Source organism: Pseudomonas sp. CFBP 13719 (assembly GCF_014842095.1).
In the GTDB taxonomy this organism is placed as follows: Bacteria; Pseudomonadota; Gammaproteobacteria; order Pseudomonadales; family Pseudomonadaceae; genus Aquipseudomonas.
This window is the reverse complement of sequence record NZ_JACYVB010000006.1, coordinates 154140-169896: the sequence shown is the minus strand read 5'-3', so window position 1 is coordinate 169896 and position 15757 is coordinate 154140. Positions and strand designations below refer to the sequence as shown.

Annotated in this window: 11 protein-coding genes; 5 read left to right on the top strand and 6 right to left on the bottom strand. The window is 61.2% G+C overall.

The genetic code is table 11. The features are described 5' to 3' along the window. Positions 1–44: 44 nt before the first annotated feature. The 5 genes from clpP to IFT57_RS18890 all read left to right on the top strand — a co-directional run bounded on the left by clpP (position 45) and on the right by IFT57_RS18890 (position 7087). Positions 45–686, top strand: coding sequence for an ATP-dependent Clp endopeptidase proteolytic subunit ClpP (clpP, locus tag IFT57_RS18910; RefSeq protein ID WP_122476013.1), 642 nt, complete (start codon positions 45–47; stop codon positions 684–686). Positions 687–790: 104 nt separating this feature from the next. Next, positions 791–2077: an ATP-dependent Clp protease ATP-binding subunit ClpX gene (gene clpX / locus IFT57_RS18905; protein ID WP_122476011.1), complete on the top strand. Its 1287-nt coding sequence runs from the start codon at positions 791–793 to the stop codon at positions 2075–2077. Between the two features lie 151 nt (positions 2078–2228). Continuing rightward, a complete protein-coding gene (gene lon / locus IFT57_RS18900) occupies positions 2229–4625 on the top strand; it encodes an endopeptidase La (protein WP_122794870.1) in 2397 nt (798 codons plus the stop codon). 143 nt (positions 4626–4768) lie between these two features. Continuing rightward, positions 4769–5041 carry an HU family DNA-binding protein gene (locus tag IFT57_RS18895; RefSeq protein WP_049858847.1) on the top strand — a complete coding sequence of 91 codons (273 nt, stop codon included), beginning with the start codon at positions 4769–4771 and terminating at the stop codon, positions 5039–5041. A gap of 171 nt (positions 5042–5212) precedes the next feature. Next, positions 5213–7087, top strand: coding sequence for a SurA N-terminal domain-containing protein (locus tag IFT57_RS18890; RefSeq protein WP_192152301.1), 1875 nt, complete (start codon positions 5213–5215; stop codon positions 7085–7087). A 412-nt stretch (positions 7088–7499) separates the two neighbouring features. Here IFT57_RS18890 and fabI read toward each other — a convergent pair whose 3' ends face one another. Genes fabI through IFT57_RS18860 form a run of 6 tightly spaced genes read right to left on the bottom strand, consistent with a single transcriptional unit; the run spans position 7500 to position 15691 of the window. After that, a complete protein-coding gene (fabI, locus tag IFT57_RS18885; RefSeq protein ID WP_122476006.1) occupies positions 7500–8294 on the bottom strand; it encodes an enoyl-ACP reductase FabI in 795 nt (264 codons plus the stop codon). 18 nt (positions 8295–8312) lie between these two features. Beyond that, positions 8313–9923 (bottom strand): ABC transporter ATP-binding protein, encoded by a 1611-nt coding sequence (locus IFT57_RS18880; RefSeq protein WP_192152300.1) that lies wholly within the window; start codon positions 9921–9923, stop codon positions 8313–8315. Between the two features lies 1 nt (position 9924). Then, entirely contained in the window at positions 9925–10944 is a 1020-nt protein-coding gene (locus IFT57_RS18875) for an ABC transporter permease (RefSeq protein WP_122800216.1), read from the bottom strand. Between the two features lies 1 nt (position 10945). Then, the gene (locus IFT57_RS18870; protein ID WP_122713748.1) at positions 10946–12019 is read right to left on the bottom strand and encodes a microcin C ABC transporter permease YejB; all 1074 of its coding nucleotides are present in this window, start codon (positions 12017–12019) and stop codon (positions 10946–10948) included. Position 12020: 1 nt separating this feature from the next. Further along, the gene (locus IFT57_RS18865) at positions 12021–13853 is read right to left on the bottom strand and encodes an extracellular solute-binding protein (RefSeq protein WP_192152299.1); all 1833 of its coding nucleotides are present in this window, start codon (positions 13851–13853) and stop codon (positions 12021–12023) included. Then, complete coding sequence (locus IFT57_RS18860) at positions 13850–15691, bottom strand: extracellular solute-binding protein (protein ID WP_192152298.1); 1842 nt, start codon at positions 15689–15691, stop codon at positions 13850–13852. Before IFT57_RS18860 ends, IFT57_RS18865 begins: the two co-directional genes overlap by 4 nt. Positions 15692–15757: the final 66 nt, after the last annotated feature.

Below are 15757 nucleotides of genomic sequence, written 5' to 3'. Positions count from 1 at the left end.
TTATGCGTATTCAAGACATGACTATTTGGGAGTGAGTGCGAGACATGTCCCGCAATTCTTATATTCAGCAGAGCTCTGACATCCAGGCCGCAGGCGGCCTGGTCCCGATGGTTATCGAGCAATCGGCTCGTGGCGAACGTGCGTACGATATCTACTCGCGCCTGCTCAAGGAACGAGTGATCTTCCTGATCGGCCCTGTGGAAGACTACATGGCCAACCTGGTCGCCGCGCAGTTGCTGTTCCTTGAGGCGGAAAACCCGGACAAGGACATCCATCTCTACATCAACTCGCCAGGCGGTTCGGTGACGGCCGGCATGTCGATCTACGACACCATGCAGTTCATCAAGCCGGACGTGTCCACCACCTGCATTGGCCAGGCCTGCAGCATGGGCGCCTTCCTGCTGGCCGGTGGCGCCGCGGGCAAGCGTCACTGCCTGCCCAATTCGCGCATGATGATTCACCAGCCGTTGGGCGGTTTCCAGGGTCAGGCTTCGGACATCGAAATCCATGCCAAGGAAATCCTGTTCATTCGCGAGCGTCTCAATTCGCTGCTGGCGCACCACACCGGCCAGAGCATCGAGACCATCGAGAAGGACACCAACCGCGACAATTTCATGAGCGCCGAGCGTGCGGTCGATTACGGTCTGATCGACTCTGTGATGTCCAAGCGCAACTTGCCCGCCTAAGCAGCCAGATGGGGGTGGTGGCCATGTCAGCCACCTGCGGGCTTGAAAAAGCCCGCAATAGCCTTCATCTTGTGTTGCAAGCCTATCGGATTTGGATCGATCGAATGACTGACACCCGCAACGGCGAGGACAACGGCAACAAGCTGCTCTATTGCTCCTTCTGTGGCAAAAGCCAGCATGAAGTGCGCAAATTGATTGCCGGCCCCTCGGTCTTTATCTGCGACGAGTGCGTCGACCTGTGCAACGACATCATCCGCGAGGAGGTGCAGGAAGCCCAGGCCGAGAGCAGCGCGCATAAATTGCCCTCGCCCAAAGAAATAAGCGGCATCCTGGATCAGTACGTGATTGGCCAGGAGCGCGCGAAGAAGGTTCTTGCGGTAGCGGTGTACAACCACTACAAGCGCTTGAACCAACGTGACAAGAAGAACGACGACGTCGAGCTCGGCAAAAGCAACATCCTGCTGATCGGCCCGACCGGTTCGGGCAAGACCTTGCTGGCTGAAACACTGGCTCGCCTGCTCAACGTTCCGTTCACCATCGCCGACGCCACCACCCTGACCGAAGCCGGTTACGTGGGTGAGGACGTCGAGAACATCATTCAGAAACTGCTGCAGAAGTGCGACTACGACGTAGAGAAAGCCCAGATGGGCATCGTCTACATCGACGAAATCGACAAGATTTCGCGCAAGTCGGACAACCCGTCCATCACCCGTGACGTTTCGGGCGAAGGCGTGCAGCAGGCGCTGTTGAAGCTGATCGAGGGCACCGTTGCCTCGGTACCGCCGCAGGGTGGTCGCAAGCATCCTCAGCAGGAGTTTCTGCAGGTCGATACGCGCAATATCCTGTTCATTTGCGGCGGTGCATTCTCCGGCCTGGAAAAAGTCATCCAGAATCGCTCCACCCAGGGCGGTATCGGTTTCGGTGCCCAGGTGCGCAGCAAGCAGGAAGGCAAGAAAGTTGGCGAGTCGCTGCGTGAGGTCGAACCGGACGATCTGGTCAAGTTCGGTCTAATCCCTGAGTTTGTCGGTCGTCTGCCGGTTCTGGCAACGCTGGACGAATTGGACGAAGCGGCGCTGATCCAGATCCTTACCGAACCGAAGAACGCGCTGACCAAGCAGTACGGCAAGTTGTTCGAAATGGAAGGTGTGGATCTCGAGTTCCGCAGCGACGCCTTGAAGTCAGTTGCCCGTCGTGCGCTCGAGCGCAAGACCGGTGCGCGAGGCCTGCGCTCGATCCTCGAAGGCGTTCTGCTCGACACCATGTACGAGATTCCTTCGCAGACCGATGTAAGCAAAGTGGTCATCGATGAGAGCGTGATCGAAGGGACGTCCAAGCCGCTGTTGATCTACGAAAACAGCGAGCCGCCGGCGAAGGCTGCACCCGACGCCTGATCGACAATCTGAGCTGAAACAAGGAAGGGGCCTACGGGCCCCTTTCGTTTTTCAGACAGTGAACTTGTTTTTTGCGGGGCGAGCCCCCACATTGAAGGCATGCTCAATTCCATCTGTTTACGGCCTTCGGGGCCGCTGTAGAGGCGAAATCATGAAGACAACCATCGAATTGCCTCTCCTGCCATTGCGTGATGTCGTCGTCTATCCGCATATGGTTATCCCGCTGTTTGTGGGTCGTGAGAAGTCCATCGAGGCCCTCGAGGCGGCGATGTCTGGCGAAAAGCAGATCCTTTTGCTCGCGCAGAAGAATCCCGCCGATGATGATCCAGGTGAGGACGCCCTGTACCGTGTGGGTACCGTTGCCACCGTGCTGCAGCTGCTCAAGCTGCCCGATGGCACCGTCAAGGTGCTGGTCGAAGGCGAGCAACGCGGCAGCGTCGAACAGTTCCTGGAAATCAATGGCCACGTTCGCGCCGAAGTGCAGTTGATCGACGAGGTCGATGCGCCCGATCGCGAGTCCGAAGTGTTCGTGCGCACGCTGCTCGGTCAGTTCGAACAGTACGTGCAGCTGGGCAAGAAGGTCCCGGCCGAGGTGCTGTCCTCGCTCAACAGCATCGATGAGCCTGGCCGCCTGGTCGACACCATGGCCGCGCACATGGCGCTGAAAATCGAACAGAAGCAGGAGATCCTCGAGATCATCGAGTTGCCGGCGCGTGTCGAACACGTACTGGCACTGCTGGATGCCGAGATCGATTTGCTGCAGGTCGAGAAGCGCATTCGCGGGCGGGTCAAGAAGCAGATGGAGCGCAGTCAGCGCGAGTACTATCTGAATGAGCAGATGAAGGCCATTCAGAAAGAGCTGGGCGATGGCGAGGAAGGGCACAACGAAGTCGAGGAGCTGAAAAAGCGCATCGACGCTGCAGGCCTTCCCAAGGACGCCCTGGCCAAGGCCACGGCCGAGCTGAACAAACTCAAGCAGATGTCGCCGATGTCTGCAGAAGCGACCGTGGTGCGGACTTACATCGACTGGCTGGTGCAGGTGCCCTGGCAGGCGCAGAGCAAGGTGCGCCTGGACCTGGCACGCGCCGAAAGCATCCTCGATGCCGATCACTACGGTCTGGAAGAGGTCAAGGAACGTATCCTTGAATACCTCGCCGTGCAGAAGCGGGTGAAGAAGATCCGTGGGCCGGTGCTGTGCCTGGTGGGGCCGCCCGGTGTGGGCAAGACGTCGCTGGCCGAATCCATCGCCCATGCCACCAACCGCAAGTTCGTGCGCATGGCCCTGGGTGGAGTGCGTGACGAGGCCGAGATTCGTGGTCACCGTCGCACCTACATCGGCTCGATGCCCGGCCGTTTGATTCAGAAGATGACCAAGGTGGGCGTGCGCAATCCGCTGTTCCTGCTCGACGAGATCGACAAGATGGGCAGCGACATGCGCGGCGATCCGGCCTCGGCGTTGCTGGAGGTGCTGGACCCGGAGCAGAACCATAATTTCAACGATCACTACCTGGAAGTCGACTACGACCTTTCCGACGTGATGTTCCTCTGCACCTCGAACTCGATGAACATTCCGCCGGCGCTGCTCGACCGGATGGAAGTCATCCGTCTGCCGGGCTATACCGAAGACGAGAAGATCAACATCGCGATCAAGTACCTGTCGCCCAAGCAGATCGAAGCCAACGGCTTGAAAAAGACCGAAGTCGAGATCGACGTCGAGGCGATCCGCGACATCATTCGCTACTACACCCGAGAAGCGGGTGTGCGAGGTCTGGAGCGTCAGATCGCCAAGATCTGCCGCAAGGTGGTGAAGGAACATGCCCACCTGAAGAAATTCACGGTCAAGGTCACCGCCGAGTCGCTGGAGCACCTGCTGGGCGTGCGCAAGTTCCGCTATGGCCTGGCCGAGCAGCAGGACCAGGTGGGGCAGGTCACCGGCCTTGCCTGGACCCAGGTGGGCGGCGAGTTGCTGACCATCGAGGCTGCCGTGATCCCGGGCAAGGGCCAGTTGATCAAGACCGGTTCGCTGGGCGATGTGATGGTCGAGTCCATCACCGCGGCGCAGACGGTGGTACGCAGCCGCGCCAAGAGCCTGGGTATTGCGCCGGACTTCCACGAGAAGCACGACACGCACATCCACATGCCTGAAGGCGCTACGCCCAAGGATGGCCCGAGTGCCGGTGTTGGCATGTGCACTGCGCTGGTCTCGGCCCTGACCAAGATTCCGGTGCGCGCCGATGTCGCCATGACCGGCGAGATCACCTTGCGTGGTCAGGTATTGGCCATCGGTGGCCTCAAAGAGAAGTTGCTGGCGGCACATCGTGGTGGAATCAAGACTGTAATCATCCCTGAAGAAAACGTGCGCGATCTCAAGGAAATTCCCGACAATATCAAGCAGGATCTGCAGATTAAACCTGTTAAATGGATTGACGAAGTCCTGCAAATTGCGCTGCAATACGCGCCTGAGCCCTTGCCCGATGTGGCTCCCGAGATTGTCGCCAAGGATGAGAAACGCGATACGGATTCCAAGGAACGAATCAGCACGCATTGAGCCTTGATTTGACTGGGTGGCTTTCTTGACAGTTTTTTAGAGCCCTTGTTATAAAGCGGCACTTGCTGTCTTGACAGCCACCCGGCGCACGTTTCACCACATACTTAGAAACAACTCAAAATATCGATATAAGGGGACTTATAGTGAACAAGTCGGAACTGATTGACGCAATCGCCGCATCTGCTGATATCTCCAAGGCTACAGCTGGCAAGGCGCTGGACGCCGTGATCGAATCCGTGACGGGCGCCCTGAAATCCGGTGATTCGGTTGTGTTGGTAGGTTTCGGTACGTTCTCCGTGACTGATCGCCCGGCGCGCACCGGTCGCAACCCGCAAACCGGCAAGGCGCTGGAAATCGCGGCTGCCAAGAAGCCCAGCTTCAAAGCCGGTAAAGCCCTGAAAGAAGCTGTCAACTAAGCTTCGGCCACGCCTTTGCTACCTGCTGCCAGGCCATGCCGGCAACAGGAGTGGAGCTGAGCAAGCTCCGCGAGTTACGAGAAGGCGCATCCTCGGATGCGCCTTTCTTCTATCCGGATTCCTATTACTCTCCGCGGTCGCTCTATCTGTACGACCGTTTTCGGGGGATGCATGCTGCAGAACATCAGGGATAACTCCCAGGGCTGGATTGCCAAGACCATCATCGGTTTGATCATCGTATTGATGGCGCTTACCGGTTTCGACGCGATCTTCCAGGCCGCCAGCCATAGCCAGGACGCTGCAAAGGTCAACGGTGACGAGATCACCTTGAACGAACTCAGCCAGGCCACCGAGATGCAACGTCGCCAGCTGATGCAACAGCTGGGCAAGGATTTCGATCCGGCCCTGCTCGACGACAAGATGCTGCGCGAAGCGGCCCTCAAGGGTCTGATCGACCGCAAGTTGCTGCTGCAAGGCGCCCATGACGCCAAGTTCGCCTTCTCCGAGGGCGCGCTCGACCAGATCATGCTGCAGACACCTGAATTCCAGGTCGACGGCAAGTTCAGCGCCGAACGTTTCGACCAGGTCATCCGCCAGATGGGCTATGGTCGCTTGCAGTTCCGCCAGATGCTCTCCGAAGAGATGCTCATCAGCCAGCTGCGTGCCGGCCTGGCAGGCAGCAGCTTCGTGACCGACGAGCAGGTTGCCGCCTTCGCCCGTCTCGAGAAGCAGACCCGCGATTTCGCTTCGTTGACCTTCAAGGCTGACCCGTCGGCGACCAAGGTCACCAACGAGGAGATCAAGGCGCACTACGACGAACACGCCAAGGAGTTCATGAGCCCCGATCAGGTGGTCATCGACTATGTCGAACTGAAGAAGTCTTCGTTCTTCGACCAGATCAACGTGAAGGACGAGGATCTCCAGGACGCCTACCAGAAAGAGATCGCCAACCTGTCAGAACAGCGCCGTGCCGCGCACATTCTGATCGAAGTCAACGACAAGCTCGATGACGCGCAGGCCAAGGCCAAGATCGAGGAAGTCCAGGCGCGCCTGGAAAAGGGCGAGGACTTTGCCAAGCTGGCCAAGGAAGTCTCCCAGGACCCAGGCTCGGCTAACAATGGCGGCGATCTCGGCTTCGCCGGCAATGGCGTGTACGACCCGGCGTTCGAAACGGCGCTCAATGCCTTGAGCAAGGGCCAGGTGTCGGCGCCGGTGCGCACCGATTTCGGCTGGCACCTGATCAAGCTTGAAGACGTGCAGGCGCCGGACGTACCGACGTTTGCCAGCCTCAAGGCCAAGCTGACCAGCGACCTGAAGACTCAGGAAGTGGAGCAGCGTTTCGTGACCGCCACCAAGCAATTGGAAGACTCGGCATTCGAAGCCTCCGACCTCGGGCAGCCTGCTCAGGAGCTGGGACTCAAGGTGCAGACCTCCGAGCCATTCGGCAGGGACGGCGGCAGCCAGGGCGTCACTGCCAGTCGCGCCGTGGTCCAGGCTGCATTCAGCCCGGAAGTGCTGGAAGAAGGTTCCAACAGCGCCGCGCTCGAGCTGGATCCGGAAACCATGGTCGTGGTGCGTGTGAAGGAGCATCGCAAGCCTGCTCAGCTGCCGCTGGAAGCCGTATCCGGGCCGATCCGTACAGAGCTGGCCAAGCAGCACGCTGCAGCCCAGGTGAAGGCCAAGGGCGAAGCACTGCTGGCCGGTCTGCGTGACGGCAAGGTGCCGCTGGCTGCCCGTCAGGATGGGCAGTCGTGGAAAGTGCTGGAGGCGGTCACTCGCGGCCAGGACGGCATCGAGCCGGCCGAGCTGCAGGCGCTGTTCCGCATGCCCAAGCCGCAAGCCAAGGAGAAGCCAGAGTTTACGAGTGTGTCGCTCAAGGATGGCAGCTTCGTGATTCTGCGCCTGGACGGCGTGAACGAAGCTGCAGCACCGAGCGATGAAGAGAAGACCCAGTATCGCCGGTTCCTGGCGTCGCGTATGGGGCAGCAGGACTTCGCTGCGTACCGCAAGTTGCTGGAAACCAAGGCGGACATCACCAAGTATTGAGGTGATGGATGCATGAACGAAAGGCCGCGCAAGCGGCCTTTTGTTTGTCCAGGCATCGGCGGCGCTCTTTCGCGGCCGATGACCGCTCCCACAAAGCCTGGAACCTCACAGGTCTCCACGCGGACCTGTGGGAGCGGTCTGTGGCCGCGAAGGGGCGCCGCGGTGTGTCAGGGTGATCACGGTATCCCTTTCGCGGCCGATGACCGCTCCTACAAAGCCTGGAACCTCACAGGTCTTCACGCGGACCTGTGGGAGCGGTCTGTGGCCGCGAAGGGGCGCTGCGGTGTGTCAGGGTAACCACGGTATCTCTTTCGCGGCCGAAGACCGCTCCTACGGAGATTTCTGAATCTCAGGTAAAAAAACGCCGCTCGAGGTGAGCGGCGTCTTCTTCGATCGAGTGCAGCCTGACGACTTACTCTTCGATATCACCCATGGCGGTGGTGTTGAAACCGCCGTCCACGTACATGATTTCGCCACTGATGCCCGACGCCAGGTCGGAGCACAGGAACGCGCCGGCGTTGCCGACTTCGTCGATGGTGACGTTGCGGCGCAGAGGGGTCTGCGCCTGGTTGGCCGAGAGCATCTTGCGGAAGTTCTTGATGCCCGACGCTGCCAGGGTACGGATCGGACCCGCCGATACGGCGTTGACGCGAGTGCCTTCCGGGCCCAGGGAACCGGCCAGGTAGCGCACGCCGGCTTCCAGCGAAGCCTTGGCCATGCCCATGACGTTGTAGTTGGGCATGGTGCGCTCGGCGCCCAGGTACGACAGGGTCAGCAGGCTGCCATTGCGGCCTTTCATCATGTCGCGACCGGCCTTGGCCAGCGCCACGAAGCTGTAGGCGCTGATATCGTGGGCGATGCGGAAGCCTTCGCGGGTGGTGGCTTGGGTGAAGTCGCCATCGAGCTGGTCGCCAGGGGCGAAGCCGACGGAGTGAACGATCACGTCCAGGCCGTCCCATTTTTTGCTCAGGGCTTCGAAGACCGAAGCGATTTCAGCATCGCTGGCCACGTCGCAAGGGAAGCACAGATCGGCGCTGGAGCCCCAGCCGGCGGCGAATTCTTCGACGCGGCCCTTGAGCTTTTCGTTCTGGTAGGTGAAGGCAAGTTCAGCACCCTCGCGATGCATGGCGGCAGCGATGCCGGATGCGATGGACAGTTTGCTGGCGACACCGACGATCAGGACGCGCTTACCGGCGAGAAAACCCATGTGTTGTTCCTCTTCAGGTTAATCGACAGCCGTTGGGGCCAAGAAGGCTGCTTCCAACAGCTGCTGTGTATAAGGGTGCTGCGGCGCGGCAAAGATAGCCCGCGCCGCCCCTTGTTCGACGACCTGACCGTGCCGGATCACCATCAGTTGGTGGCTCAAGGCTTTGACTACCGCCAGGTCGTGGCTGATAAACAAATAGGTCAGGTTGTATTTCAGTTGCAGTGAACGCAACAGCTCCACTACCTGGCGTTGAACGGTGCGGTCGAGCGCCGATGTGGGCTCGTCCAGCAGGATCAACGCCGGTTTCAAAACCAAGGCCCGGGCAATGGCGATACGTTGCCGTTGCCCGCCGGAGAACTCGTGAGGGTAACGATGGCGGGTCTGCGGGTCCAGCCCAACCTCCTCGAGCGCGGCAATGATAGCCTGTTCCTGCTCGGCTTCGTTGCCGATCTTGTGTATTCGCAGGCCTTCGCCGACGATCTGGCTTACGCTCATGCGTGGGCTGAGGCTACCGAACGGGTCCTGGAAGACCACCTGCATCTGCTTGCGCAGCGGTCGTACCTGCTGCTGGGCCAAGCCGTCCAGTGCGGTGCCCTGGAACTGGATCGAGCCACGGCTGGCGATCAAACGCATGATCGCCAGGCCCAGCGTGGACTTGCCCGAGCCGCTTTCGCCGACGATACCCAGGGTCTGCCCACGGGGTAGGGTGAACTGGATGCCATCGACCGCCTTGACGTGATCCACGGTACGACCCAGCAAGCCCTTCTTGATGGGGAACCAGACGCGCAGGTCGTCGACCGACAGCATTGGTTCGCCAACGCGTGTCGCCGCCGGTTCGCCACTGGGTTCGGCGCCCAGCAGAACCTGGGTATACGGATGCTGGGGCGCTCGAAACAATTCTTCGCACGTAGCCTGTTCGACGATGCGACCGCGCTGCATGACACATACCCGGTGCGCAATTCGCTTCACCAGGTTCAGGTCATGGCTGATCAGCAGCAGGGCCATGCCCAGTCGCGCCTGCAGGTCCTTGAGCAGTTCGAGAATCTTCAGCTGCACGGTGACGTCGAGTGCGGTGGTGGGCTCGTCGGCAATCAGCAGTTCAGGCTCGTTGGCCAGCGCCATGGCGATCATCACGCGTTGACGCTGGCCGCCGGACAACTCGTGGGGCAAGGCCTTGAGGCGCTTGTGCGGCTCGCCGATGCCGACCAGTTCGAGCAACTCCAGGGTGCGCCGGGCAGCGGCGGCCCCGGTAAGCCCTTTGTGCAGGGCCAGCACTTCACCGATCTGCTTACCGATGTTGTGCAGCGGATTGAGCGAGCTCATCGGCTCCTGGAAGATCATCGCGATGCGGTTGCCACGGATGTGCCTGAGCTGCTTTTCCGGCAGCGTGAGCAAGTCGCGGCCGTTGTAGACGATGGTGCCGCTGGGGTGCTGGGCGAGTGGATAGGGCAGCAGGCGCAGGATGGAGTGCGCAGTCACCGACTTGCCCGAGCCGCTTTCGCCCACCAGCGCGAGGGTTTCGCCACGGCGGATATCGAAGCTGATGTGTTCGACCACGCGTTGCCGACTTTCGCCGGCGACGAACTCGACGGCCAGGTCGCGGACCTCGATCAGATTGTCCTGGCTCATGTCATTTCCTCGGGTCGAAGGCGTCACGGGCTGATTCGCCGATGAACACCAGCAGGCTGAGCATCAGCGCCAGCACGGTAAAGGCACTGATACCCAGCCAGGGGGCCTGCAGGTTGGACTTGCCCTGGGCGACCAGTTCGCCCAGCGATGGCGAACCGGCAGGCAGGCCGAAGCCGAGAAAATCCAGGGCGGTCAGGGTGCCGATCGCGCCCGTCAGGATGAACGGCATGAAGGTCATGGTCGACACCATGGCGTTGGGCAGGATGTGGCGGAACATGATCGCGCCGTTCTGCATGCCCAGCGCGCGGGCCGCACGCACGTATTCCAGGTTGCGGCCACGCAGGAATTCGGCGCGCACCACGTCCACCAGGCTCATCCAGGAAAACAGCAGCATGATGCCCAGCAGCCACCAGAAATTGGGCTGCACGAAGCTGGCCAGGATGATCAGCAGGTACAGCACCGGCAGACCGGACCAGATCTCCAGGAAGCGTTGACCAGCCAAGTCCACCCAGCCGCCATAGAAACCCTGCAGCGCACCGGCGATGACGCCGATGATCGAACTGGCGATGGTCAGCGTCAGGGCGAACAGGACCGAAATGCGGAAGCCGTAGATGACGCGCGCGAGCACGTCGCGCCCCTGATCGTCGGTGCCCAGCCAGTTCTGCGCGGAAGGCGGCGCCGGTGCTGGCACTTTGAGGTCGTAGTTGATGCTCTGATAGCTGAACGGGATTGGCGCCCACAAGGTCCAGCTGTCTTTGGCCGCCAGCAGTTCGCGCAGGTAGGGACTCTTGTAGTTGGCTTCCAGGGGAAACTCGCCGCCGAACGTCGTTTCCGGGTAGCGCTTGAAGGCGGGGAAGTACCACTCGCCGTCGTAGCGCACCGCGAGTGGTTTGTCGTTGGCGATCAGTTCGGCGCCCAAGCTCAGGCCGAACAGCAGCAGAAACAGCCACAGCGACCACCAGCCACGCTTGTTGGCCTTGAAGCGCTCGAAGCGGCGTCGATTGAGGGGAGACAGGTTCATCTCAATGCTCCCGATGGCCGAAGTCGATGCGTGGATCGACCAGGGTATAGGTAAGGTCGCCGATCAATTTCACCACCAGCCCCAACAAGGTAAAGATGAACAAGGTGCCGAACACCACCGGGTAATCGCGGTTGATCGCCGCCTCGAAGCTCATCAGTCCCAGTCCGTCGAGGGAGAAGATCACCTCGACCAGCAGCGAGCCGGTGAAGAAGATGCCGATGAAGGCCGAGGGAAAACCGGCGATCACCAGCAGCATGGCGTTGCGGAACACGTGGCCGTACAGCACGCGCCGATTGCTCAGGCCTTTGGCCTTGGCGGTGACCACGTATTGCTTGCCGATTTCATCGAGGAAACTGTTCTTGGTCAGCAGCGTCATGGTGGCGAAGTGGCCGATCACCAGTGCGCCGACGGGCAGCACCAGGTGCCAGAAGTAGTCCAGCACCTTGCCGCCCCAGCTCAGCTCCTCGAAGTTGTTGGAAGTCAGGCCGCGCAGCGGGAACCAGTCCAGGTAGCTACCGCCGGCGAACACCACGATCAGCAGGATGGCGAACAGGAAGGCCGGAATGGCGTAGCCGATGATGATCGCCGAGCTGGTCCAGACGTCGAAATGGCTGCCGTGGCGGGTGGCCTTGGCGATACCCAGGGGGATCGACACCAGGTACATGATCAAGGTGCTCCACAAGCCCAGCGAAATCGACACCGGCATCTTTTCCACGATCAGGTCGATGACCTTGGCATCGCGGAAGAAGCTGGTACCGAAATCCAGCTGGGCATAGTTCTTGATCATGATCCACAAGCGCTCGGGGGCTGGCTTGTCGAAGCCGTACATCTTCTCGATTTCCTTCACCAGCGCCGGGTCCAGGCCCTGTGCGCCGCGGTAGCTGGAACCGGCGACCGCCACTTCGGCGCCACCGCCGGCGATACGGCTGGTGGCGCCGTCGAAGCCTTCGAGCTTGGCGATCATCTGTTCCACCGGCCCCCCGGGCGCGGCCTGGATGATGGCGAAGTTGATGATCAGGATGCCCAGCAGGGTAGGGATGATGAGCAGCAGTCGGCGCAGGGTATAGGCCAGCATGTCAGGGCGTCTCGGAAGGCGTGGGCGTAACCGCCGGCGTGGCGTGGGGCTTGCTCCACCAGGTCTGCAGACCGACGTCGTAGCGTGGTGGGACGGCAGGGTGGCCGATGTGGTTCCAGTACGCCACGCGCCAGGTCTTGATGTGCCAGTTGGGGACCACGTAGTGGCCCCAGACCAGGACGCGGTCCAGCGCGCGGGCGTGATCGACCAGGTCCTGGCGCGAGGTGGCGTTGATCAAGCTCTCCACCAGGCTGTCGATGGCTGGATCCTTGAGCCCGATGTAGTTGCGGCTGCCAGGCTTGTCGGCACTGGACGAGGCCCAGAACTCGCGCTGCTCGTTACCGGGCGAAGTGGACTGGGGGAAACTGCCGACCATCATGTCGAAGTCGCGTGAGCGAATGCGGGTGATGTACTGGGAGACGTCGACGCGGCGGATCACCAGTTCGATCCCGAGGTCCGCCAGATTGCGCTTGTAGGGCAGCAGGACCCGGTCGAAATCGGCCTGGGTCAGCAGGAACTCGATCTTCACCGGCGTGCCCTGGGCATCGACCATCTTGTCGTCGACGATGCGCCAACCCGCTTCCTGCAGCAGTTTATAGGCGCGACGCTGCTGCTCGCGCAGCATGCCGCTGGCGTCGGTGACCGGATTGCTGAACGGCGTGTCGAAGATCCGCTCGGGAATCTGCCCGCGCAGTGGTTCGAGGATTTTCAGTTCGGCCGGGGTTGGTAGGCCCGAGGCGGCCATGTCGGAGTTTTCGAAATAGCTGTCGGTGCGCGTGTAGGCGCCGTTGAACAGCTGCTTGTTGGTCCATTCGAAATCGAACACCAGCGACAGGGCCTCGCGCACGCGCACGTCCTGGAACAGCGGCTTGCGCAGGTTGAACACGAAGCCCTGCATGCCGGTCGGGTTGCCGTTGGGTATCTCCTCGCGGATCAGGCGCTTTTCGCGGACGGCGGGAATGTCGTAGGCGGTGGCCCAGTTCTTCGCGCTGCTTTCGAGCCAGAAGTCGAATTGTCCGGCCTTGCCGGCCTCCAGGGCCACGGTGCTGTCGCGGTAATACTGGATGTCGAGCACGTCGAAGTTGAACATCCCGCGGTTAATCGGCAGGTCGCGTGCCCAATAGTCCTTGACCCGCTCGTAACGTATCGAGCGACCGGCCTTGACCTCGGCCACCCGGTAAGGCCCGCTGCCCAGCGGAATGTCCAGGCTGCCCTTGGTGAAATCGCGGCCTTCCCAGAAGTGCTTAGGCAGTACCGGTAGTTGACCGAGGATCAGCGGCAGCTCGCGATTGTTGCTGTGCTTGAACTTGAACAGCACCCGTTGCGGGTCTTCGGCGACCACTTCGGCGACGTCGGCGTAGTAGCTGCGATACAGCGGCGAGCCGTTCTGGATCAGGGTCTGGAAACTGAACACGACGTCTTCGGCGTGCATCGGCTGGCCATCGTGGAAACGCGCTTCGGGGCGCAGGTAGAAGCGCACCCAACTGTTGTCCGGGGCTTTCTCGATGCGTCCGGCAACCAGGCCATACTCGGTAAACGGCTCGTCCAGGCTTTGCCGCGCCAGGGTATCGTAGTTCAGGTCCATGTCGTCGGCAGGCACGCCCTTGCTGATGAAGGGGTTGAGGCTGTCGAAGCTGCCTACGCCTTTCTGGCGAAAGGTGCCGCCCTTGGGCGCGTCAGGGTTGACGTAGTCGTAGTGCTGGAAGTCGGCCGGGTATTTCGGTGCTTCGTCGTACAGGGTGAGGGCATGTTGGGGCGCGGCCTGCGCCAGGCTGGCCGCAAGGCTCAGCGCGAATGCGCCGAGGGCTCTGGCCAAGGCAGGTAATGGCATCATTGACTCTTCTCCGTAGGCTTGACCCACCAGGCGCTCAGGCCCAGGGTGTACGGCGGTGTGGTGACGAACGCCAACCGGCTGCGGTACGCCAGGCGGTGGTAGTCCAGGTACCAGTTGGCCACCATGTAGTGCTGCGACAGCAGCACGCGGTCCAGTGCCCTGGCGGCGGCTACCTGGTCGTCACGGCTCTGGGCGCCGAGCAGTTGCTCGAGCAGGCGATCGACCACTGGGTTGGCAATGCCTGCATAGTTCTTGCTGCCGCGCACAGCGGCCTGGCTGGAGTGAAAGTACTGCCATTGCTCCAGGCCCGGGCTCAGGGTCTGCGGCAGGGTCAGCGAGATCATGTCGAAATCGAACTGGTCCAGGCGCTGTTTGTATTGCGCGCGATCGACGCTGCGCAGGTTGGCCTGCACGCCGATACTGGCCAGGTTGGTGACATAGGGGCCCAGGATGCGCTCGAGATTGGAATTGACCAGCAGGATTTCCAGGCGAAACGGCTGGCCTGCGGCATTACGCAGGCGGTCGCCCTGCAGCGTCCAGCCTGCATCGCCGAGCAGTTGCAGGGCCTGGCGCAAGGTGGCGCGAGGAATGCCGTTGCCGTCGGTACCGGGCATGCTCGGCGCTTCCAGAAAGAGGGCCGGGCTCAGTGCGTTTTTGTACGCCGACAGCAGTAGGCGTTCCTTGCCGCTGGGCAGGCCGGTGGCGGCGAATTCGCTGTTGGGGTAATAGCTTTCGGTGCGTCGATACGCGCCGCTGAACAGCGCGCGGTTGGTCCACTCGAAATCCAGCAACAACCCCAGTGCTTCGCGCACGCGGGGGTCGCTGTAGGCCGGGCGGCGGGTATTGAAGAACAGGCCCTGGGTTTGCGTCGGGATTCGATGAGGAATCTGCGCCTTGACCACCTCGCCCCGGCGCACTGCAGGGAAGTCGTAGCCATTGGTCCAGTTCTTCGCCTGGTGCTCGATGTAGATGTCGAACTCGCCGGCCTTGAACGCTTCGAAGGCCACGTCGCTGTCCCGGTAGAACTCTACCTCCATGCGATCGAAGTTGTACTTGCCGCGATTGACCGGCAGGTCCTTGCCCCACCAGTTCCGATCTCGCTCCAGGACCAGCCTTCTGCCCGGTACTACCTGCTTGATGCGATAGGGGCCGCTGGTCACCGGCGCCTCGAAGGTGGTCGCCTGGAAGTCCCGACCCTGCCAGTAGTGCTTGGGCAGGATCGGCAACTCGCCCAAGCGCAGGATCAGCAGCGGATTGCCAGAGCGCTTGAACACGAAGCGGATGCGAGTCGGGCTCAGCACATCGACCCGCAGCACTTCCTGCAGGTTGGTGCGGTACATCGGATGGCCCTGGGTCAGCAACGTACGGTACGAGAACGCCACGTCGGCGCTGGTGATCGGGTGGCCGTCGTTGAACCGCGCCTGCGGCCTGAGATTGAACACCACCCAGCTGCGGCTTTCGTTGTATTCCACCGATTGGGCAATAAGCCCGTAACTGGAGGTGGGCTCGTCTCCCGAAGGCGCGTACTGGCCGGTGCCCACCATCAACGGCTCGTTCAGCTCGTTGATGCCGTACTGCAGGAAGTTCGCGGTCTGGACCGGGCTGGTGCCCTTGAAGGTATAGGGGTTGAGCGTGTCGAACGTACCGAAGGCCATCGTCCGCAACGTGCCACCTTTGGGCGCATCGGCGTTGACCCAATCGAAGTGGCTGAAGCGTGCCGGGTATTTGAGCGTTCCGAATTGCGCATAGCCGTGGCTTTGGGTAATCGTCGCGTTGGCACAGGTGCTCAACGCAAGGCCCAGCAGGCAGGCCAGCAGGCGGAAGGGAAGGGGACGCATCAATTCATGAATCCGAACCGGTCGGCAATGACTTTGTTGCGCTTACAGTAACAGTTTGTCTCAACA

Excerpts from the sequence above, each read along its gene's own strand:
- clpP (WP_122476013.1), top strand. The coding sequence starts at position 45 with ATGTCCCGCAATTCTTATATTCAGCAGAGCTCTGACATCCAGGCCGCA.
- clpX (WP_122476011.1), top strand. The coding sequence starts at position 791 with ATGACTGACACCCGCAACGGCGAGGACAACGGCAACAAGCTGCTCTAT.
- fabI (WP_122476006.1), bottom strand. The coding sequence starts at position 8,294 with ATGGGTTTTCTCGCCGGTAAGCGCGTCCTGATCGTCGGTGTCGCCAGC.
- IFT57_RS18870 (WP_122713748.1), bottom strand. The coding sequence starts at position 12,019 with ATGCTGGCCTATACCCTGCGCCGACTGCTGCTCATCATCCCTACCCTG.
- IFT57_RS18865 (WP_192152299.1), bottom strand. The coding sequence starts at position 13,853 with ATGATGCCATTACCTGCCTTGGCCAGAGCCCTCGGCGCATTCGCGCTG.
- IFT57_RS18860 (WP_192152298.1), bottom strand. The coding sequence starts at position 15,691 with ATGCGTCCCCTTCCCTTCCGCCTGCTGGCCTGCCTGCTGGGCCTTGCG.
- IFT57_RS18890 (WP_192152301.1), top strand. The coding sequence starts at position 5,213 with ATGCTGCAGAACATCAGGGATAACTCCCAGGGCTGGATTGCCAAGACC.
- IFT57_RS18875 (WP_122800216.1), bottom strand. The coding sequence starts at position 10,944 with ATGAACCTGTCTCCCCTCAATCGACGCCGCTTCGAGCGCTTCAAGGCC.
- IFT57_RS18880 (WP_192152300.1), bottom strand. The coding sequence starts at position 9,923 with ATGAGCCAGGACAATCTGATCGAGGTCCGCGACCTGGCCGTCGAGTTC.
- lon (WP_122794870.1), top strand. The coding sequence starts at position 2,229 with ATGAAGACAACCATCGAATTGCCTCTCCTGCCATTGCGTGATGTCGTC.